The organism is Rhodospirillales bacterium (assembly GCA_020638175.1).
Taxonomy (GTDB): domain Bacteria; phylum Pseudomonadota; class Alphaproteobacteria; order Micavibrionales; family Micavibrionaceae; genus JACKJA01.
On record JACKJA010000002.1, the window covers coordinates 710,054 to 731,066 of the forward strand.

The following is a 21,013-nucleotide window of genomic DNA, read 5'->3' on the forward strand; positions in this document are numbered from 1 at the left end:
CTGGACGCCATGGTACTCCTTGACGAAAAGCCAAAGAAAAAAGAACTGACGCCGCGCCAAAAACGTTTTCGGCTATGGGCCCGGATTGTCCTGACCGTGGCCTTCCTGTTTGGTCTGAGTTTATGGGTGCTGTCTGTCATCGGCAGCGATAATCCGGCTTTGAAAGAAGGGCTGGAAAAGTACCTGACGGGCGCAACCGGGATGGAGGCCCGCATCGGCAAGCTAAACTATATGGGCTTTTTTCCTGATCTGGAGCTGGATGTTGAAGATGTCGATTTTCTCAATAAGGAAAAAGGTACGGCGGAAATCAAGATTGATTCTCTTTTGTTTTCGATGCGGTTTTGGGACATGTTTGTATCCCGCCAGCGCTATGAGACGATAGAGATCAAAGGCGCCCGGCTGGCCCCCGGGATCATGACGGCCAAAGGGATCACCCTTGATTTCATGGGGCTGCGCATGCAGGGCGAAGGCGATAACGCCCGCCCGGTTTTTGATTTTAATGGCCGCTATGGCAATGACGAACAAAAAATCAATGGCCGGTTCAATGTCGAAAAACAAGGCGTGTTCTATGTCTTGCCGGAAACCGGCAGCGCGTTTGATCTGGCTCTTGGAGATCTTGATATCAAGGGGCATTTGTCGGGACAAGATGGCCTGAAGATATCTATCGATCAATTATCCGGGGCGGGAACCGGTGAAAACCCGCCTTTGACCGGGGATGTCACACTGCGGCAATTTGCCGGCACAACCAGTGCCGAGGGACAGTTGCAGTATGCCGCCAGCAAACTGGCCTATGATCTGGATTTTGATGATGACGAAACATCAGGCACCGTCACGGCCGATCCGCTGGCGCTCGAGGACATAAGTCCTTTAATAGCCTTGTATGAGCAAATAGCTGTATTCTTGCCGGGAAGCGATGCGTCTGGTCTGTCATTCGCAGAAAACAATATTGATATGGATATAGCGATCAAAAACCTGACCGGGAACGGGCAAACGCTGGGAAATATTGATATTCCCCTTGCTGTTAAGAAGAACAAAATGACGGCGGGCCCGTTAAAAGGAAAACTGTCCGGCGGGCATCCGGCGGGCCGTATAACCCTGACCGGAAGTTCCGGCGAAGAAACACCCGCCAAGCTGGATATTGACGTGGAAATGCCGGAATGGGCTTACGGGGATGTCTTGGCCGCTTATAAGGGGGTGAGTGATGTCACCGGAAACGCCGACATCCATGCTCGGTTACAGGCCAGCGGCTACAGTAGCGAGGAGTTGATAGGCGCTCTGGCCGGAGAAATTGTCATGATCGCCGGGGAAGGCGAGATGAAAAGCCGGGCGCTGAATATATGGGGCCGTGGTTTGGTTAATTCTATATTGCCTGATCTTGATCCGGAAGCGGAGACGCAGCTGAATTGTGTAATTGCTGATTTCAAGGTTGAGAACGGCGTGGCGGAAGCCTCTCCGTTTTTTATGGATACAGGGCGGCTGACGCTGATGGGAACGGGAACTGTGAACCTGACCGATCAGACGATTGATATGAAGCTGAAACCCAAACCGAAACAGGCGGCGCTTCTCGATATAGCCCAGCCAGTGCGGATCAGCGGGCCTTTGACGGAGCCGGATATTGCTCCCGATACGTTGGCTCTGGGACTGAAGCTTGGCGAATTGTTTCTGGGGACGATCAATCCGGCGTTTCTAGCCTATACGTTGACCGATCTGGGGCTGACGGACAAGCACCCGTGCCGCCCGTTCCTGGAGGGGGATGAAGCTGCCAGTGACACAGATCAGGCCGACCAGCCTGAGGAAAATGCGCCTGCCGCTGAAAGCGCTCCAGCAGAAGAGAATGCGGATACACCCACAGGAAGCACTCTGAACGAATGAAACGGTTCTATAAACAGGTAGAGCCGCATGAATCCGCTGCAGGCTACGAAATCCGTCTGGATGGCCGCCCGGTCAAAACACCGGGCGGAGTGTGTCTTCTGGCCCCCGGAAAATCATTGGCCACCGCTGTGGCTGCGGAATGGCAGGCACAAGGCGAAGAGATCATCCCGGATAGTATGCCTCTGACCCAGATACTAACCACGGCACAGGAACGCGTGGCGCAGGCGCGCCCCGTGATGCAGGCACAGGTCTTAAATTATCTTGATACCGACTTGCTGTGTTATCCCGCCGGTGAGCCGGCTGATCTGGCCGCGCGGGAATCGGAACGGCGCGCCCCGTGGCTGGACTGGTTTGCTGATACGTATGGTGCAAGACTGGAAACAACGACGGGACTGGCCGCTGTGCGCCACCCGGAGGCCGCGCATGAAGCCGTTCGGGAAACCGTTGAGGCTATGGATGATTTTCACTTTACCGTCTTGCAGCTGGTCACAGGTCTGAGCGGCTCGCTCGTGCTGGCTTTAGCCTTTATCAACCGGGCGTGTAACCCGGAGGATTTATTCGCCGCCGTACACGTCGAAGAACAGCATAAAGCCGCCCTTTATAATGAAGATGTTCACGGTCCCGCTCCGCTGGAGGAAAAGAAGCAGGCGGCATTCCGGCGTGATGCCGAAGCGGCGTGGCAGTTTCTCGATCTGATCTAGAACCAGTTTTTAAGATTGCCGATTTTGTGACCGTGCCGGGCGCGGGCGACCCCCTTTATCAGGCGGAAAAGCATATAGAGAAGCAACGGCCCGGCGGCAATGGCCATGGAAAAAAGAAAGGTCATCCGGTTTGAGGCTATGAAACTGTCCATGCAGGGCTGCATTTTTGCGTTCATCGCCCCGTAATCGACATTTTCCGGGTCGAGTTGCGCGGTGACCTGTTGAACGCAGCTATCCATCTGGCTGTAATCAATCTGCGGGATCATATAGGCCGATGCGATGGCGATCGTGAACACCGAAAACAAAGCGGCAATCCAGAGCGTACGAATGACAAAGCTTGTATGGTTGTGGAGCAGGCTGTCTTCATCGGCCTCGGCCCTGAAAACGTAGGCCAGTATCATCAGGGCCGTAATCATGAACAGGGCCAGAACGGCAAACCCGGTGGAGGGCACCATGGAGGCCATCAGGGTAACGACAAACAGACCGTAAAGGCTCATAATCTTTTTATGGTGAGGGTCGCGGGTTTTTTCTGCGTTCATTTCATCGTCTCCCGAACAGTTTTTCAATATCGCTGAGTTTAAGTTCCACGTAAGTCGGGCGGCCATGGTTGCACTGCCCGGTTTTGGGGTTGGATTCCATCTGGCGAAGCAAAGCATTCATTTCTTCGGTCGTCAACCGCCGCCCGGACCGCACAGACCCGTGACAGGCCATGGTTGAAAGGACTTCGTTTATACGTTCTTCCAGCCCCTGTACGCTGTCGCGCTCGGTCAGCTCATCGGCCAGATCACGGATTAATCCCTGAATATTGGCCCGCCCGCCCAGAAGCGCCGGCACAGCCTGCACGGCGATGGCATTGGGGCCGAACGGTTCGATCTCCAGTCCCAGCCGCGACAGCTCGTCGGCCTGCTCGATAAGACGCTGCATCTCGGTGTCTTCCATTTCAATGATCTCAGGGGTCAACAATCCCTGTTTTTCGATGCCGTTATCGGCGATCTGATTTTTAAAGCGCTCATAGGTCAGGCGTTCATGCGCGGCATGTTGATCGACGATCACCAGCCCGTCAGGTGTCTGGGCGACGATATAGTTTTCATGAAGCTGCGCCCGCGCTGCGCCGAGCGGATAGTGTACGGCTTCCGGTTCGCTTTCTGGCCGGGTTTCAGGCGCGTTCTCATGCCGGGCCGCCGGTTCGAAAGGCTGGTAAAAATTTCTGACAGAATCCGCCAGCCCAGCCTGTAAAGCCCCGGAGGAAGCCGGACGCGGCGCCGGGGAATAGCTATTGTACAAAAACGGCGTGACCGACGGCGCATGCGCGGGCCGCAGGCTGTCGAGGGCTTGCTGCGCGGCGCTGGTACTAGCGCGCTGGCCGTTCTCATGCAGGGCATGCTTGAGGGCGCTGACCAGAAGCCCGCGCACTAGGGCAGCATCCCGGAACCGCACTTCTGCCTTGGCCGGGTGGACATTCACATCGACCTGCGTGGCGGGAAGCTCAATAAACAGCGCCGCCAGCGGATGACGGTCATGGGCCAGAACGTCGCTATACGCGCCGCGGATGGCCCCCAAAACCAGCCTATCCTTGATGGGCCGCCCGTTGACATAGAGGTATTGGTGCTGGTTCGTGCCGCGGTTGAAGGTCGGCAGACTGGCATAACCGCTCAGGTAAATGCCTTCACGTTCGGCTTCGATCGGGATAGCGTTATCGTAAAAATCCCGGCCTAAAATCCCGGCCAGTCGCTCCTTGTGATTTTGCCCCGGCGGCAGGTTCATGACCGTTTTACCGTCATGAATCAGGCAAAAGCCCAGCGCCGGAAACGCCATGGCCAGTCGGGACAGCGTATCTTTGACCGCGCCATATTCGGCCCGTTCGCTTTTCATGAATTTCAGCCGCGCCGGCGTGGCGTAAAACAGGTCGAGAATTTCAACAACCGTCCCTTGCGGGTGGGCGCAGGGCTGCGGTTCACCTTTCTTGCCGCCTTCGATGGTGATTTCCCATGACTCGGTCGCGTTTGTTTCCCGGCTCTGGATGGACATCCGGCTGACCGCGCCGATCGAGGGCAGCGCTTCACCGCGAAACCCCAGATGCGCAATATTCAACAGATCATTCCCCGGCAGCTTTGACGTCGCGTGCCGGTCAAGGGCGGCGGATAGCTCTTCGCGGCTCATGCCTTGCCCGTCATCGCTCACCCGGATCAGGCTCTTGCCGCCATCGCGGATTTCCACCGTGATGCGGCTGGCCCCGGCGTCAATCGCATTTTCAACCAGCTCTTTGACCGCGGCGGCAGGTCTTTCGATGACTTCCCCGGCGGCAATCTGATTGACGAGTGTTTCTGGCAGATGACGGATTCGCATGGCCACAGGCTAGCGCAACAGCCGGGGGGATGTCAGCTTTTATTGTATCTTTCATCAATAATAGCGCCGGATAACAGGGCGCCGTCCATATCGGCTCCGTCGAGAATCGCCCCGGTCAGGTCGGCGCGGCGCAGGTCGCAATCGATCAAAATGGCATAGGAAAGGTCAACGCCCATCATGATGACATCGCGTAAATCAGCGCCGCGCAGCACGGCATAGCGCATATTTGCGCCGCTGATATTAACGCGTTGCAGCCATGTGCTGCCGTCTTCGTTTGTAAATTGAAGCGGCGACATGTTGATCTCTGATAAATCGGCCCGCGCCAGATGCGCGTCTTTCAGGGACGATCCTCTCAAATCAGCCCCTTTCAGGCGGCAATCACGCAGATCGGCGCGATCAAGCAGGGCACTTTGCATTTCGATGCCTTCCAGATGCTGACCCAGAAATTTGGCTTCAATGGCCTTGATAGCGGTCAGGGGATAAGTCGCCAGATCTTCGACATTGCGTAAATCATAGCCCGTCAGGTCCAGACGCTGGCCTTTGCGACCGGTACTGGCAATCCAGGCTGTGTGATCCTCCAGAAGTTCCGGCAGGGACCGGGCGATTTCTTCGAAATCGTGCCCGATATTTTCATCCGTCAGGGCTTCGGTCAGGTTGGCCCCGCCTATTTCTGCGGCATCCAGAACCGTGCCGGTCATAATCGCATCATGAACATTGGCATTGGTCAGCGTCGCGCCGGTGAAGTTGGCGTCCGACAGGTTAGCCCCTTCAAAATTGACTCCGGTGAAATCGGCGTCCTTGACGATAACGCCGGTCAGGTCGGCATCTGAAAAATCCGCCGCCGCCGCCCGCGATCCCGACATATTGGTCTCGGAAAGATTGGCGCCGGTGAAAATGGTTTTGTGGAGGTTCTGGTCTTCGGGGCTGACGCCTTCGCGTTTGCGGGCCTTTAAAAAACCATGGCGGTCCTTTTCCAGTACCCGTCCCTCGCGCAGGTCAGCCTGATCGAGATTAGCCCCCGACAGGTTAGCCCCGGCGACATAAGCGCCCCGGAAATCGGCGCGCATGAAGTTGGCGTTTTCCAGATTAGCTTGCCGCAGGTCGCAGGCAAAAAACGAAGTACCGGAAAAATTGCCGCCCGCCAGATTGGCTTTGACGAAGATAGAGCCGGTAAAATCGGCTTGGGAAAAATCGGTACCGGAAAAATTAAGGCCGGTCAGATCCTTGAACTTCATGACGGCCCGCGCCCCGCCGCGCATGCCTTTCATAAACCGCTCATGCTTTTTAGCGGCTTCATCAAGCTCTTTTTGTGAGATTGTTTCCAGTTTGTTGTAAGAGGCCGGCGCCATAGCTATTACACAAAACTCCTTTTTGTGATTCTGTTCGATTCTGGCCGTGTCTGGGCGCGATTACAAGCCCAGTTTACCTTTAATAAGCCTAATATTTCGTGAAAACGTGCAAATCAGGAATTATGCGTACGGATATAGTCGGTTAGACCGCCAGTTGTCTGGTCGTTGCCCGCGGCATGTTGTCCCTGCAAAGCGGCCAGCGTATTTTTTGCCAGGATTTTACCAAGTTCCACGCCCCATTGATCGAAACTGTTGATATCCCAGATAACGCCCTGCACGAACACCTTATGCTCATAAAGGGCGATTAACATGCCGAGATGAAAGGGGGTAAGCTCATCCATCAGCAAAGTGGTCGAGGGAATATTGCCGTCAAAAACCTTCTGGGGGTCGTTATCGGAGTGCTCCCGGTCGCGGCCCTGCATCAGGGCCTGTGCCTGTGCCAGCATATTGGCCAGCAAAATATCATGATGATTTTGATGAGGCGAGGGCGCCTTGGCCGGGGCAATAAAATCACACGGGATCAAGGCCGTTCCTTGATGGATCAGCTGGTAGAACGCATGCTGGCCGTTGGTGCCGGGTTCGCCGAACACGACCGGGCCGGTGGCGTAAGGGACGATTTCCCCGCTGCGTGTAACGTGTTTGCCGTTCGATTCCATGTCGAGCTGCTGTAAAAACGCCGGGAAACGGTGGAGGTGCTGGCTGTAAGGCAAAACGGCCATGCTTTCGGCATCCCAGAAATTCCGGTACCATATTCCCAAAAGCGCCATGATAACCGGCATGTTGTGCTCCAGCGGTGCTTGCTGGAAATGCTGGTCCATTGCGTGGGCGCCGTCCAGAAGTTCGCGGAATTTATCAAACCCGATAGCACAGCAAATCGACAGACCAATCGCGCTCCACAGGGAATAACGCCCGCCGACCCAGTCGCGGAACGGGAACATATTATCCGGCGTAATACCAAAGACTGTCACCGCTTCGCTGTTGGTTGACAGGGCGGCAAAATGCCGGGCGATGGCTTTTTCGTCTTTCAGCGCCGCCAGCAACCATGCCTTGGCCGTTTCGGCATTGGTCATGGTTTCCTGCGTTGTAAAAGTTTTGGAAGCGACAATGAATAATGTTGTTTCGGGATTGCAGTCACGCAATGTTTCAGAGATTTGTGCCCCGTCAACATTCGATACGAAACGAACCGTTAATTCATTTGATGTATAAGATTTCAAGGTCTCGCATACCATCAGCGGCCCAAGGTCTGAGCCCCCGATCCCGATATTCACGACCGTTTCGATTCGTTTCCCGGTATAGCCTTTCCATGCGCCGTTACGAACGGCGTCGCTGAAATCTCTCATGCGGCCGAAGATATCATGGACAAACGGCATGATATCTTCGCCATCGACTTCAAGACGATCGCCTGCCGGACGGCGCAGGGCGGTATGGAGAACGGCGCGGTTTTCGCTTTCGTTAATTTTATCACCGGCAAACATCCGGTCGCGCCAGCCTTCGACATCGCAGGCCCGCGCCAGTTTCGTCAGGTGCGCCATGGTGTCTTCCGTGATCCGGTGGCGGGAATAATCGAACAGCAAACCGCCATGCTTAAAGGAAAAGCGCCGGAACCGTGCCGGGTCGGCGGCAAAAAGATCCCGCATATGCACATTGTCCAGAGTACGGCGGTGGGCGCTCAGGGCCACCCATTCAGGTTTGTCATTCAACATTGGGCAAGGTCTCAATGGTTTTTGTGGGGGTAATTCCTTCGGGCTGGCCGACCATCACAATGGTCAGGGCATCGGGGGTCAACAGGCGTTTGGACACGCGGGCGATATCCTCGATGGTGACGCCTTCAACCCGTTCGGCGTAATGATCCAGATAGTCAATCGGCAGATGGTCGGTCTGCAGGCTCAGCATCATTCCGGCAATCCGGTCGGTAGAGGACAAGGATAAAGGCATCGAGCCGACAAGATAAGATTGCGCGGCGGCCAGCTCTTCGGCGCTGACCGGCTGGTCTTTCATTTTTTGCCACTCAGCCTTGATAAGGGTCAGCATTTCCCCGGCGGTTTCATTTTTGGTCGAGGTCTGGGCGGTATAGGCTTTTAAGTAATCCAGCTCATAAAAACCGGTATGAATCCCGTAAGTCAGCCCGCGTTTCTCACGGATTTCTTCGGTCAGGCGAGAGCCAAATCCGCTGCCGCCCAAAATAAAGTCCATAATCTTGGCCGGGAAATAATCCGGATCGTCATGCCCGATACCCGGCTGGCTGATCTGGATGATGGTTTGCGGGATATCTTTTTTGTACAGGGCAATCACGCCGGCGTTTTGAACCTCTGCGGACAGGTCCACAGTCTCGCGTTTGACGGCGGGAAGCGCACCGAACACATGGTCGAGAACCGCTTTCAGCTCATCCGCCGTAATATCGCCGGTTACCGCAATTTTAAGCCGCTCGCGGGTAAGCTGGTCTTTGGCAAATGCCCGCAAATCATCGGGGGTAATAGCCAGCAGCGTTGTCAGCGTCCCGCCGCTGTTCATGGCATAGGGATGTTCGGCAAAGGCGATATCGTTCATGATCCGGGCGGTAATCCAGTCCGGGTCGGAAAGCGACGAGCGAATACGGGTCAGATTGCTTTGCCGCATGCGCTCGACGGCGTCCGGATCAAAACGCGGCGCCGTTAACGCCTGCGTCAGCAAATCAAAAGCCAGATCCTTATGCCGGGTCAGGGTTTTTAACGATCCTGTAAAATCATCGCGGCCCGCTCCGAAACGCAGGGAAATGGAATGGTCGGTCAGGGCTTTTTGAAAAGCCTGTGAATCGTAATCGCCGGCACCCTCATCCAGCGTATTGGATAAAAGCTGCGCCAGCCCCTGCTTGTCTTCAGGATCATTGATCGAACCGGCTCCGGTAAAGGCGAATTTGACAGCAATCACCGGCAACGTGTGGTCCTCGACCAGCCACGCGGAAAGGCCTTTGTCGCTGGTAACTTCTTTAATGTCGAGAAAACGCTCGGCGGCCTGCGCCGGCAACGCAAAGGCAAGAAACAGGAGGCAAAAAACCGGAAGGAAATGTTTCATTATTCTTGTTCCTCTTTGGGCAGCATATATCCTGTCACGTAAGGGCGCATTTTAATATCGTCAGGGTCCAGAAAGGCTTGTGCGGCGCGCTGGATTTGTTCGGCGGTTACCGCTTCGATCTGGTCCGGCCAGGTTTCCACATCATCCAGCGTTTGCCCGGCGGCCAGCGCCCGCCCGACGACCATCGCCGGTCCGGCCAGTGAATCACGGGCATACACGGCGGCGTCCTTCATCCGGTCCTTGGCTTCGCGCAGCTCGGTTTCGGTAACGCCCGCCGTCACCAGAAGGCGTAACTGTTCATCAACCGCCGCGGCGACATCCTGCAGTGTCTTGCCGGGGGCCGGGGTTGCCTGCATCCATAAGCTGGCATCCTTGATGCTGTCCGGGTCATAAGACAAGCCGATAGAGGTGGCTACTTTCTGATCGACGACCAGCACTTTGTACAGCCGGGTGGCCGCGCCGCCATCCATGATGTCTTGCAAAACTTCCAGAGTACGGGCTGTTTCCCGGTCCTGCGTCGCCGAGGGCAGGCGATAAATCCGGATCCATGCCGGTTGCCGGATCGCTTTGTCCTTCAATGTCAGAACGGGCAGCCCCGGCAGCGGCGGCACATCCGTCCAGTGGCGTTCAGGTACGTCACGCGCGGCCAGTTTGCCATAGGTGCGTTCGGCCATCGGCTTGAGCTCTGCCGCGGTAATATCGCCGGAAACCACGAGTATCGCGTTATTCGGCGCATACCACTGATCGTAAAACGCTTTGGCGTTTTCCCAGCTCAGCACATCGACTTCCTGTAGCCAACCCACAACCGGGTTGGCGTACGGGTGATTAACGAACAGCGCCGCCCGTAACTGTTCGACAAAATAGCTCTGTGGTTCGTTTTCTGTGCGTTGGCGGCGTTCTTCAATCACGACTTGCAACTCGGATGCAAAATCATCGGGCGGCGGGTTCAGGTTGCGCATCCGGTCGGCTTCCATCGCCATGGCCGTTTCCAGATTTTCGACCGCGAGGGATTGAAAAAACGCCGTGTAATCCTGTGATGTAAAGGCGTTGTCATTACCGCCCATCGCCCGTATCCGCTTGGAAAACTCGCCCGGCGGAATGGTATCGGTGCCCTTGAACATCATGTGTTCGAAAAAATGCGCCATGCCGGATTTTCCCGGCGGCTCGTCGGCGGCGCCGACCTTGTACCATACCATGTGGGTGACAACCGGTGCCCGGTGGTTTTCAATCACCACGACCTGCATGCCGTTCTCCAGGAAAAACGTATCGGCATCAAACACCTTGTCCTGTGCGATCGCGGGGAGAGGGGCCAAGGCCAGTAAAAAAAATAGAAAGGATAAAAATCGCATAAGAGCTTCCTTTGATTATTGTCCAGTAAAGTAAAGACAATCAGGAAAAGTTCAAACGAAAATTTATTGACATAACGTAACGCTATTTGATAGGTTTGCGCATCATGACGGACAAAGATGAAAAAAAATTAGAAGAAACAGTAATTGTTCTCGCGTTTACGGCGGCTGCACGTGGTGAACTCGAAAGCGCTCTGAAAGACAAGACGTCTGATTTGCAGGTTCTTGACGTTAAGGCATGGGGTTCGGCTGATCTGCAAAAAATGGTCGAAGGGCACACATTGGTTGTTCTCGATGGGTTGAACCGTGCGGGTGTATCGCGCGTTAGCCAGTTTGATCTGGTGGATCGTTTTTGTGCTTTGGGTAACCTGGATGGGAAAATAGCGGCCTTATGCGTAACCGATGATCGGGGGCTTCAGCGCTACGTATCCGGGGTCAAAGATATGATCGAGGATCACATCACGGCCGTTGATTGTACGGAAAGCGGCACAAATATAGCCGAAGAAATTGTGCGCAAAGCAACCTTGATGCGACAGTTACAAGAACGTCTGCAGAATATGCCTAAATAAAGGGTTATTCCTCGACCGTCGGCGTTGCGCCCTCGGTAACGGGTTTTCCTTTTTCTGCATTGGTTTTCAGGCGCTCGGCCTCGGCCGGGGCATCAACGACTTCCGCCGGGGGGGCTTCATCCTGATTTCCTAAAGTCCAGCCAAACAGGCGCTTGGCCACCGGTTTGTCTTTAGGCTCCAGCGCGGCGGTTTCCCGGTTAACGATGGTACGGATATTCGGATCGGCAATGTCGGCGCCGGCTTTTTGCAGCAATAAATCCTCACCTTTCGCGGTGGCCTGCGGGGCGGTTTTTTGGGTGCCGCCAAACACAACTTCACGGGCCTGTTCGTCGGTCGCGGTTTCTTGCGGGCGCGGCGCGCCGGGTTGCGGCGGGCGCAGGGCATAATCCGGCGGCATTTCCAGCGGCGCGCGTTTGACCACGGCAAATTCATCGGGCGATTGGCGGGTCAGGCCCAGCTCTTCCTTGGCCTTGCTACAGGCGCTCAGCGCCAGCACACAGCCTAGTGAAACAACAGTCAGTTTAATTGTCTTGTTCATTTGTCCGCGAATCCCTTCGTTTCGGTTCACAGAATAGACCATCAAAAACGATAAAAGCAATGCCTATGACAATCGCGCTGTCGGCAACGTTGAAAGCCGGGTAGTGCCACGTGCCGATATGAAAGTCCAGAAAATCGACAACAGCCCCGAAACGCAGGCGATCAATCACGTTTCCGACCGCCCCGCCGATCACCAGCCCGATCGCCAACGCCAGAAACCGGCTGTGCGTTCTAAACAGCCATATAGAAAACCCGGCGGCAATGACAAGGGACAGGGCCGAGAGAATATAAGGCCCCATATCGCCATGATTGGTGAACATCCCGAAACTGATTCCCTTGTTCCAGACAAGAACGAGGTTGAACACGGGGAGAATTTCAATCGGTTTTTGAGGGATCGAGCTAGCCAGCACAACCCATTTGCTCACCTGATCGGCGATCAGGATAACAAGGGCCGTCAGCAAACCGATCAGTTTAACGTTCTTCATGCGGCCTTCGTCCGGGCTTCGACGGCATCGGCACAGCGGTTACAAATTCCGCCTTCTTCGACCTCCGGCAACACTTTCCAGCACCGCGCGCATTTATGCCCGGATGCTTTTGTAGCTTTGACGGCTATGATGGAAAGGTCAGAGGATTCATAATGAATATCGGACGTAATGCATATTTCGGCCATATCAACGGTTTTAAGAAGATCAATCATGTTATTTGAAAGTTTGAAATTTAAGCAGACTTCCAGTGATGATCCTATTTCTTTCGAAGCGCGCATGGGTTCTATGGTTTCAAAGGCTGTTTTTCGTAGATGGATGATTTTTGTCCACTTCTCCGCCAGCCCTTCATCCTTCCACCCCTCCGGCAGTTCCGGGAATGTCCGCAAATGCACGCTCTCGGCATTCTCGAATACACCCGCCGGGCGGTGGGACCACGCTTCCTCAGCGGTGAAGCTCAGGATCGGGGCCAGCCATGCGGTCAGACAATCAAAGATTTCGGCCATGACCGTGCGTGTGGCCCGGCGCTCGAAACTGTCCGGCCGGTCGCAATATAAACGGTCTTTGCGGATATCGAAATAAAACGCCGACAGCTCGTTGTTACAGAAATTATGCAGCTTGTTCGCCAGCCGTCCGAATTCGAAATTGGCGATATGATCGCGGATTTCACTGTCGAGCGTCGCCAGATGGTGCAGCATCAACCGCTCAAGCTCCGGCATCTTGCCGAACTCATCCCGGCTGATTTTCTCGGCTTCGGTAAACCCGTCCAAAGCCCCCAGCAGGAACCGCAGCGTATTGCGGATCCGGCGGTACAAATCGCCCGCGGCCTTGATGTTGTTTTCCCCGATGCGTAAATCTTCCGAGTAATCGGACGTCATACTCCACAGGCGCAGGATATCCGCGCCGTATTGCTCCATCATTTTCAACGGGTCGACGACGTTCCCCATTGACTTGGACATTTTATAGCCTTTTTCATCAAGAATAAAACCGTGGGTCAGGACGGTTTTGTAAGGCGCACGTCCGCGCGTCCCGCAGCTCTCCAGCAACGAGGACTGGAACCAGCCGCGGTGCTGGTCGGAACCTTCGAGGTACAGATCGGGGCGATCGACCCCTTCGAAATCCGGCCATGTCTTGGTGTCGCCGACGACAAAGGCATGGGTAGAGCCGGAGTCAAACCAGACATCAACGATGTCGAAAATCTGGTCGTAATCGGCGGCGCTGTAATCGTTGCCGAGGAAATCTTCCGGCGGACGTGCCCACCAGGCATCGGATCCCTCCTCTTCAAAAATCTTGGCAATCCGGTCGTTGACGGCTTCGTCTTTTAGAAGGTCACCGGTTTGCTTGCTCACAAACAGCGCAATCGGCACGCCCCATGCGCGCTGACGGGAAATACACCAGTCCGGGCGGCCTTCGACCATCGCGGTGATGCGTTTTTCCCCGGCGGCGGGAACCCAGCGGGTTTCCTTGATCGCCGCCAGCGCCTTTTGCCGCAGATCGTTGGTGTTCATCGAAATAAACCATTGAGGCGTGGTCCGGAAAATCACCGGCGCTTTCGACCGCCAGCTATGCGGATATTCGTGGCGCAGGCTTCCTTTGGCCAGCAGCGCCCCTTCGGCGGCCATCGCTTTGATGACGCGGCCGTTGGCATCGCCCATCTGGCCTTTCTCGTCATAAATAACCGCCCCGCCAAACAGCGGCACGGACTCGCGGATGACCCCGGCATCATCGACGTTATCGGTGACCTCGATGTTGTTCGCAACGCCGAGGAAAAAGTCGTCCTGCCCGTGACCCGGCGCGATATGCACAAATCCAGTCCCGGTTTCTTCGGTGACGAAATCGGCGGCCAGCGCCGGAACGTCGAAATCATAGCCATGCGCCCGCAGCGGGTGGTGACAGATCGTACCTTCAAGGGCGGCCCCACGGAAACTGTCCAGCAAGTCCCAGTCTGCAATCTTCGCCTGTTCTTTGGTGCTTTCGGCCAGCGATGTCGCCAAAACCAGCTTGTCGCCCGGCTTTGCGGTTGCGCCTTCGTTGACGGCCTTCACTTCATAGACCGCGTATTCCATCTGCGGCCCGTAAGCAACGGCCCGGTTGGACGGCATCGTCCACGGCGTCGTCGTCCAGATAACGATATCCGCGCCCTCAATGGCTTTGCAGTTGGTTTGCACAACCGGGAAACGGATCCAGATCGTGATGGATTTATGTTCCTTGTATTCCACTTCCGCTTCGGCCAGCGCGGTTTTTTCAACCGGCGACCACATCACGGGTTTGACGCCTTTATACAGCCCGCCATTCATCAGGAACTTGTGAATCTCGCGCGTGATCTGCGCTTCCGCCGGATAGGTCATGGTGAGATACGGCTTGTCCCAGTCGCCGGACACGCCGAGACGCTGGAATTCTTCGCTCTGGATGCCGACCCATTCACGCGCAAAATCACGGCATTCCTGCCGAAAGGCGACCGTGTCGACTTCATCCTTGTCCAGACCCTTGGCGCGGTATTGTTCCTCGATCTTCCATTCAATCGGCAGGCCGTGGCAATCCCAGCCCGGCACGTAGGGTGCGTTGTAACCCATCATTTGGTAAGACTTTACCACCACGTCTTTCAGGATTTTATTCAGTGCATGCCCCATATGAATGTGGCCGTTGGCATAGGGCGGGCCGTCATGCAAAACCCATTTCGGCAGGCTTTGCGATTGATCGCGCAGTTTTTGATACAGGCCCATTTCCTGCCATTGTTTCACCATTTCAGGTTCTTTTTGCGGCAGGCCCCCGCGCATCGGGAATTCGGTTTTGGGCAGGAAAACGGTTTCTTTGTATTTGTCTTTATTATTCTGATTATCGCTCATCTCTATTAATCCGGTGATAGTCTTAAATTCTGTTTGGGAAAGGGGCTGTGCCCGGCTGCAGGAAAACCCGGCTCTTATTCTAAAGAACCGGGATGATAATTCGAATGATAATCTCACCTATGGGCGCCGTTTTATGCATAGCGGCACTATAGAGTGATTAGGGGCGGAAAATCAAGACGGCAATGTAAATCCGGCCAGCATCAAAACCAGTGGAATATAAAACAGGCCGAGCAGGGTGCCGAGCAAGACCGTGGTGGCGGCTTTTTCGGGCTGTAAGTTAAGCTGTGCGGCGAATGCGGCGACGTTGGCTGCCGGTGGCAAAACAGAGAGAACAAACAACAGGTCGTGAACCTCTGGCGCGAACAGGTGCGTAACGCTATTGTCCAGTGTGATAAGCCCCAGGGCAATCAGCGGCCAGAGCAGGAATTTGGCGGCAAAGGCCAGCCCCATGAACCGGGCGCTGAACACCAGCCGTTCGGCCTTGGACAGGGCCACGCCGATAATCATCATCCCGCACACGACGTAAGCGCCCTTGAAATGGGTCCAGTAAGTATCGAAAATCTCCGGAAGCTCGATGGATAGGGCATTGACCGCCAGCCCCAGTAAAACGGCATAGAGCACCGGGAATTTGGCAACACGCTTTAAACTGTCGCGGACGCTGAAATGCCCGCGCGCCGCAATATAATAAAGGATCGTGGCTTCAAAGAAAATCATGCCCACCAGCATGAAGGAATAGACCCCGACCCAGACATCGTTGAACAGCAAAATGACCACCGGCAGTCCGAAATAGCCGCTATTGGCGGTGGCGGTTGTAATAGCCAGAAGGTTGGCGCGGTTATCGCCAAAGGCCTTCTTGCCGATCGCCAGAAACGAAAACCCGATCAGGCATTGCAAAGCGAAAATCAGAAAAGGCAAAAGGATATAGGCGGGCTGGAATTCCATTTTCGCCACAAAGCCAAACGCAACGACAGGAACAAAGACGAAGAGCGCCAGATTGGCAAGGGTCTGACGGTCGATGGCAAAAAACCGGCCGGCGGCGTACCCGATCCCGATCAGGATATAAAGCGGGAAGATATTGAGAAGCAAGGCGAGAAAGACGCTCATCCGGGCCTATCTTTCAATAAAGTACGTGCCTCATCACAATCCGCATCAATCTGCGCGATCAAGGCATCGAGGCTGTCGAATTTGGCTTCCCCGCGCAGGCGCTTGACCGGGAAAACCCGCAGGATTTTGCCATACAGGTCACCGTCAAAGTCCAGAATATGCGCCTCGATCTGCCCTGTCGGAATTTTAAACATGGGCCGGATGCCGATATTGGTCGCAGCCTTGTGCCAGACGGTTTCGCCTTCGACTTGCACCCATGTCGCATAAACGCCGTAAGCCGGGTGCAGTGTATCTTTCAGGGGAACATTGGCGGTGGGATAACCAAGTTCGCGTCCGCGTTTGTCGCCGTGAACGACGGTGCCGCGCATTTCCCATTCCCAGCCAAGCAGGGCGTTGGCCTCTTCAATGTCACCGCGCCGCAGCGCTGCCCGGATACGGCTGGACGATAAAATCTGGTCATGGTCGCAGACGACTTTACCGATGGTTGTTACCGATAAACCGGCTGCGCGCAGCGTATCGGCATTGCCCTTGCGCAGTTGACCGAAACAAAAATCCTCGCCGATCACGATATGAACGGGCCGAAGGCCGTTTATCAAAACATTCTCAATGAATTTTTGCGCGCTCTGACTGGCAAAGTCCCAGTCAAACGGCAGGGAATAAAGCATGTCGACGCCACAGGCCGCCAGCCGTTCGGCTTTCAGGGACGGCGGTGTAATGCGGAACGGCGGGTCGTCGGGACGGAACAGGGCGCGCGGGTGGGGCTCGAATGTCAGGACCCCAAATGGTTTCCCCAGTTCGTCGGCCTTGCCCTTAACTGTCTGTAACAAAGCCTGATGCCCCCGGTGAAGGCCGTCAAAATTACCAATGGCAATCACCGCGCCGTGCGCGCGATCAGGTAAATCATCGAGGCTTGTAAAAATATCCATGCCGCTGGTTGTAAAATTTTTTTTCTGCCGGGGCAAGGGGACAGAGGTTTCAAAAAATTAGGACTTTGGTTCTGAACTCACTTTTTTTTCTTTCTGCACATGAACGAAAGCAAGAAAATCAAGCGTAATGTCTGCACCGATCTGGTTAGCCTTTATCGTGGGAATGAACAGACGAACGGTAAAAGTATTGTGACCAATATCCGTGGTTTTCAGGAAAAATTGTGGTTCCGGATCTGGAAAGTCAACGCCCGCTTTCCTTTCTACGCGTTTATTAAGTTTAATGGCGGCATCATGATAATCGGCAAAGTGTTTTTCTGTAATGGCTTTCAGCTCATTCATAAGAATTTGTGGGGAAAGGTCAGCATATTGCACCGTAACAGGTACATCGTGGTAGATATGGCTCTTTGTAAAGTTGCCGTTTTGAACGTGTTCAGTCAGGAATTTGCTGTTGGGGATCTGTATGGTCTTGCCGGTGTATTGATAGTTTTTTCCTGTAACGTCAATTTCCTCGAGTAGGGTCGTCATGGCGCTGATACGCATGACTTCTCCGGTGACCCCGCTAATGGTGATCCAGTCACCAATATCGAAAGTTTTGTTGGATGCCCGCAGGAAGCCGCCCGTCAGGCACATCAAAAGCTCTTTTGTGGTCAGAACAATGGCAACGGCAACCGCTGTCAGAGAGAGTGCGAATGTGTGAAGCTGCGGTGCCCAGATCAAAATAAGCCCTAGGGCGATAGCGATGGTTGTACCGTTATTGACGCGGTTAATCCAACGCCTTTGTTCCTTGTCCAGAATTTCGGTCTTGCCTTTGAGGAAATGTACGAGCAAGGACCGCAAAATCAAAAAAGCAACAATGATGACAATAGTCGTAACGCCCCCTTGAACGAGGAGTTGCTGGTTAACGGCTTCAAACACGGCTTTATCGACGGCTTTTGTAATATTCTGCTCCATGGTAACCCTTACAGTTTGTTTATGGCCGAGAGTAATCTGGTGCGTGATTAAAAATCGGCCAGCTTCCTTACAATACTATGCAGACAAAAAAACGGGAGTATTTTTTACCAGTCGGAAAAGTTTAAAATGTTCTGGAGGAAAATTTGGTAGCGGTGGGGTGATTTGAACACCCGACACATGGATTATGATTTGGGCTAAGGTTCTTTGCAAGCTGTTTGATCCTATTTGGCTCTATTATCTGTATCATAAGGTGAATGTGGGTCTCAAGTTCTGGACTTATGATAATCCGTCCAAACCTCTTGGAATTAATTCACCGCCACTGATACCCCAAATGTTACCCGAAAGTTAACGAAGCTTGTATATTTAAGTGCCCGATAATCTATAATTATACTCATTCAATATAGCAGAAACAAACTACCCTCTGGCGTGAGCCCATGCAAACGCATCAAACATAAAATTGAAATATTCTGTTCTAAAAATAATCAATATAATGTGGAGAAGGGCGCAGATTAAAAGTGTTTTATTGTGTTTATAGGCAGCCCATAAAGCTCTGCCCACTAACAGCAAAAAGAAGAATGGGATCGTAAAGAAAAATAAATATACATGGTCAGAGTAACAGCCAAGAGGAAATGGGCAAATATTGCCAGGGAAAGGAATGGATGGGCCAACCAAATCTGAACGAAAAAAAAGCTATAAAACATTAAGCAGAGCCAATAGCTATAAACCATCCAGAACTTAATAGGAGATAAAAATGTAAGAACATAAGAAAACATCCTGTCTTCCAGATTATCTTGAGGTGTCTTCCCATTTGAATTGTGGGTTTGTAATTCTTCCATTTTTTATTTCCAGCGTGCCAGTGACTTTTTGTTTTTTGCTGCCGCGTACTTCAAAAGGTTAAGTGTACACTACAACACATATACCAAGTACAAACTCAAATATTCAAAAAATTTGGGCGCTAAAAATAATATTAAAATAACATGCAAGAATATTTGTATCTTAATAGCCGAATTTTTTTCTCCAAGATTATAAAAAAAAGACAGCATAGTAATTATAAAAAAAACAGGAATTATTATAAAAAACTCTATTGGAATCTCATCGTATAATTCGGGTCTTAAATTAAAAATCCAATCTGGAAGCCCCAAAACCGTGTTAAATACTCCGTGATCACGAACAACTATGAATAATATAAGAGAAATCCAAAAACCATACACAAACCAGAATTTCAAAGGCGAAAAAAAAGTTAAAATGAAATAAATATATTTATTCCTTTTTGTCTTCCCATTTGAATTGTGGGTTTGTAATTCTTCCATTTTTTATTTCCAGCGTGCCAGTGACTTTTTGTTTTTTGCTGCCGTGCACCTCAAAAGGCCTCGCCAACCCCTCTTTTGCCAGTAAACGATAGCCCTCGAAAACATTTCTATCAAATAGAGTGTCATCATTAAAGTCATATGTGTCATTAATACGGTGGTCTACATCTCCTGTAATCTCAATTTTATTGCCTGTACGCTTAGCTTTTAAATTTCCTAAAGAGCGTATCTTGACCGCCCCAAGGGCAAACCCTTGCTCTGGATCGTTTAGGGTAGAGTTCCATCTTCCAATATCACGATCCCATGAATCTCCGGCATTCTTAATTTTTGGATTATCAAGCATAATAGTTTCACCATCCTTCAGATTTAAAATTTGATCTTTAAAAGTACTTGTAACTCCCTTATTTCCAGATGCTACATTTCCATGCCATTCATAGGTTCTATCTACAACGCCTTTTACCATACTGTCTTCAAAGCGTTTCTGGTTGGTTTGAATTGCTTTTTTATAAAGACGGGCACTGTCTATATCTTTCTCGGAAAGTGTTACAGGTTCTCCGCTTTTTCCTAAATAATGCTCTAAAAGTTTGGGCGTTAATTGATATTGTTTCTTATACGCTTCAAGTTTTTTTTGTGCGTCATCTAATGCTTTTTGAGCTTTGGGGTTTAGAGACGGATTCTGGGGTTTTAAAGGGTTTATTGCGCTCTTTTTACTTTCTGTTTTTACCATCCTGCCTGTCGCATCATATTCGGCAGGTTTATTTGGAAAGGTTTCTTGACGTTTCTCTGGTTCTTTATCTTCATCCTTCAAAGAAAGTATGTATTTGTCATCTAATCCTTTTTCATTTTTCTCCATAGGCGTGGTCGAAAAGATAAACGGGTTTCGCGGTTGTTTTGGCTTTCGGGGTTCCGGCGCAAAAGTTCCCGACACATTTCCACCAAAACCGACAGAGCCCCTACCATTATCAGTGCGGCCAAATACATCATCGGCTTTGCGCCCTGTCAGAGATTCAAACAATCCCCTCTCGGTCTCTCCACCCGGATTCATGATGCCGTCTATTTTTAGATTTTTATCACGCTGAAAGGCTTTGATTCCCTCGTCCATATTCCGAGTGATAAACGGACTGTCTATTTCCAGCGTGTTATCGTCCATGTATCCAGCATTCTGTAAATTCCTCTTTGCCGTCCGCACATCCTGCGGATCGTTATCCATGTTATTGCCGACAGAGTCCTTTAACAGCCCTGAAAAGAAATCCAGAACACCCATTATTTTCTCCTTAAAATGATTGATGCAGACATAAAAAAACACCGCAGGACGATAGGCGCACCTGTGGTGTTGTTAATGAATATATTCCTATATTTTGTTTTCTTAAGTCAAGTTTTTTTTCTTATTAGACTTAATCAGACCTGTTGGAACACGTTTGTTTACGGTAGTTTGCTCTCGATAAACGATGTTGAGAAAATCCCTGCTATTATCTTATTTTCCTTGCATGGCAATTAGCTGCAAGTAAATTATTTTTTTGGTTTTATCACTCATAAAACTTTCAATCCTTGCGCAGTAATATACGTCAAAACATAATTTAACGAGGTAAAATGGGTGATTTATCTGTAAATGACAAATTTAAATAG

Annotated in this window: 16 protein-coding genes; 3 read left to right on the forward strand and 13 right to left on the reverse strand. The window is 52.3% G+C overall.

The window, feature by feature from the left end:
* Positions 1–9: 9 nt before the first annotated feature.
* Positions 10–1,872: an AsmA family protein gene (locus H6868_03495; GenBank protein MCB9988382.1), complete on the forward strand. Its 1,863-nt coding sequence runs from the start codon at positions 10–12 to the stop codon at positions 1,870–1,872.
* Entirely contained in the window at positions 1,869–2,573 is a 705-nt protein-coding gene (locus H6868_03500; GenBank protein MCB9988383.1) for an ATP12 chaperone family protein, read from the forward strand. Before H6868_03495 ends, H6868_03500 begins: the two co-directional genes overlap by 4 nt.
* Here H6868_03500 and H6868_03505 read toward each other — a convergent pair.
* The 6 genes from H6868_03505 to H6868_03530 all read right to left on the reverse strand — a co-directional run bounded on the left by H6868_03505 (position 2,570) and on the right by H6868_03530 (position 10,668).
* The gene (locus H6868_03505; GenBank protein ID MCB9988384.1) at positions 2,570–3,112 is read right to left on the reverse strand and encodes a hypothetical protein; all 543 of its coding nucleotides are present in this window, start codon (positions 3,110–3,112) and stop codon (positions 2,570–2,572) included. The genes H6868_03500 and H6868_03505 overlap by 4 nt on opposite strands.
* Position 3,113: 1 nt before the next feature.
* Positions 3,114–4,919 (reverse strand): DNA mismatch repair endonuclease MutL, encoded by a 1,806-nt coding sequence (gene mutL, locus H6868_03510; GenBank protein MCB9988385.1) that lies wholly within the window; start codon positions 4,917–4,919, stop codon positions 3,114–3,116.
* A gap of 32 nt (positions 4,920–4,951) precedes the next feature.
* Positions 4,952–6,268: a pentapeptide repeat-containing protein gene (locus H6868_03515; protein ID MCB9988386.1), complete on the reverse strand. Its 1,317-nt coding sequence runs from the start codon at positions 6,266–6,268 to the stop codon at positions 4,952–4,954.
* A 113-nt stretch (positions 6,269–6,381) separates the two neighbouring features.
* On the reverse strand, positions 6,382–7,971 hold the full coding sequence (gene pgi / locus H6868_03520; protein ID MCB9988387.1) for a glucose-6-phosphate isomerase: 1,590 nt from the start codon (positions 7,969–7,971) through the stop codon (positions 6,382–6,384).
* Positions 7,961–9,319, reverse strand: a complete 1,359-nt coding sequence (locus tag H6868_03525) for an insulinase family protein (protein ID MCB9988388.1) — start codon at positions 9,317–9,319, stop codon at positions 7,961–7,963. Before H6868_03525 ends, pgi begins: the two co-directional genes overlap by 11 nt.
* Positions 9,319–10,668, reverse strand: a complete 1,350-nt coding sequence (locus H6868_03530) for an insulinase family protein (GenBank protein MCB9988389.1) — start codon at positions 10,666–10,668, stop codon at positions 9,319–9,321. Before H6868_03530 ends, H6868_03525 begins: the two co-directional genes overlap by 1 nt.
* A 104-nt stretch (positions 10,669–10,772) precedes the next feature.
* Here H6868_03530 and H6868_03535 point away from each other — a divergent pair, with 104 nt between their 5' ends.
* On the forward strand, positions 10,773–11,234 hold the full coding sequence (locus H6868_03535; GenBank protein ID MCB9988390.1) for a hypothetical protein: 462 nt from the start codon (positions 10,773–10,775) through the stop codon (positions 11,232–11,234).
* A 4-nt stretch (positions 11,235–11,238) separates the two neighbouring features.
* Here H6868_03535 and H6868_03540 read toward each other — a convergent pair whose 3' ends face one another.
* The 7 genes from H6868_03540 to H6868_03570 all read right to left on the reverse strand — a co-directional run bounded on the left by H6868_03540 (position 11,239) and on the right by H6868_03570 (position 20,651).
* The gene (locus H6868_03540; GenBank protein MCB9988391.1) at positions 11,239–11,772 is read right to left on the reverse strand and encodes a DUF3035 domain-containing protein; all 534 of its coding nucleotides are present in this window, start codon (positions 11,770–11,772) and stop codon (positions 11,239–11,241) included.
* Entirely contained in the window at positions 11,756–12,256 is a 501-nt protein-coding gene (gene lspA / locus H6868_03545; protein ID MCB9988392.1) for a signal peptidase II, read from the reverse strand. Before lspA ends, H6868_03540 begins: the two co-directional genes overlap by 17 nt.
* Positions 12,253–15,099, reverse strand: coding sequence for an isoleucine--tRNA ligase (locus tag H6868_03550; protein ID MCB9988393.1), 2,847 nt, complete (start codon positions 15,097–15,099; stop codon positions 12,253–12,255). The genes lspA and H6868_03550 overlap by 4 nt, the downstream gene beginning before the upstream one ends.
* Before the next feature lie 171 nt (positions 15,100–15,270).
* Positions 15,271–16,203, reverse strand: coding sequence for an AEC family transporter (locus H6868_03555; protein MCB9988394.1), 933 nt, complete (start codon positions 16,201–16,203; stop codon positions 15,271–15,273).
* Positions 16,200–17,129: a bifunctional riboflavin kinase/FAD synthetase gene (locus H6868_03560; GenBank protein MCB9988395.1), complete on the reverse strand. Its 930-nt coding sequence runs from the start codon at positions 17,127–17,129 to the stop codon at positions 16,200–16,202. The genes H6868_03555 and H6868_03560 overlap by 4 nt, the downstream gene beginning before the upstream one ends.
* A 57-nt stretch (positions 17,130–17,186) precedes the next feature.
* Positions 17,187–18,080, reverse strand: coding sequence for a mechanosensitive ion channel family protein (locus H6868_03565; GenBank protein ID MCB9988396.1), 894 nt, complete (start codon positions 18,078–18,080; stop codon positions 17,187–17,189).
* A gap of 1,260 nt (positions 18,081–19,340) precedes the next feature.
* Positions 19,341–20,651, reverse strand: coding sequence for a peptidoglycan-binding protein (locus H6868_03570; protein MCB9988397.1), 1,311 nt, complete (start codon positions 20,649–20,651; stop codon positions 19,341–19,343).
* Between the last annotated feature and the right edge of the window lie 362 nt (positions 20,652–21,013).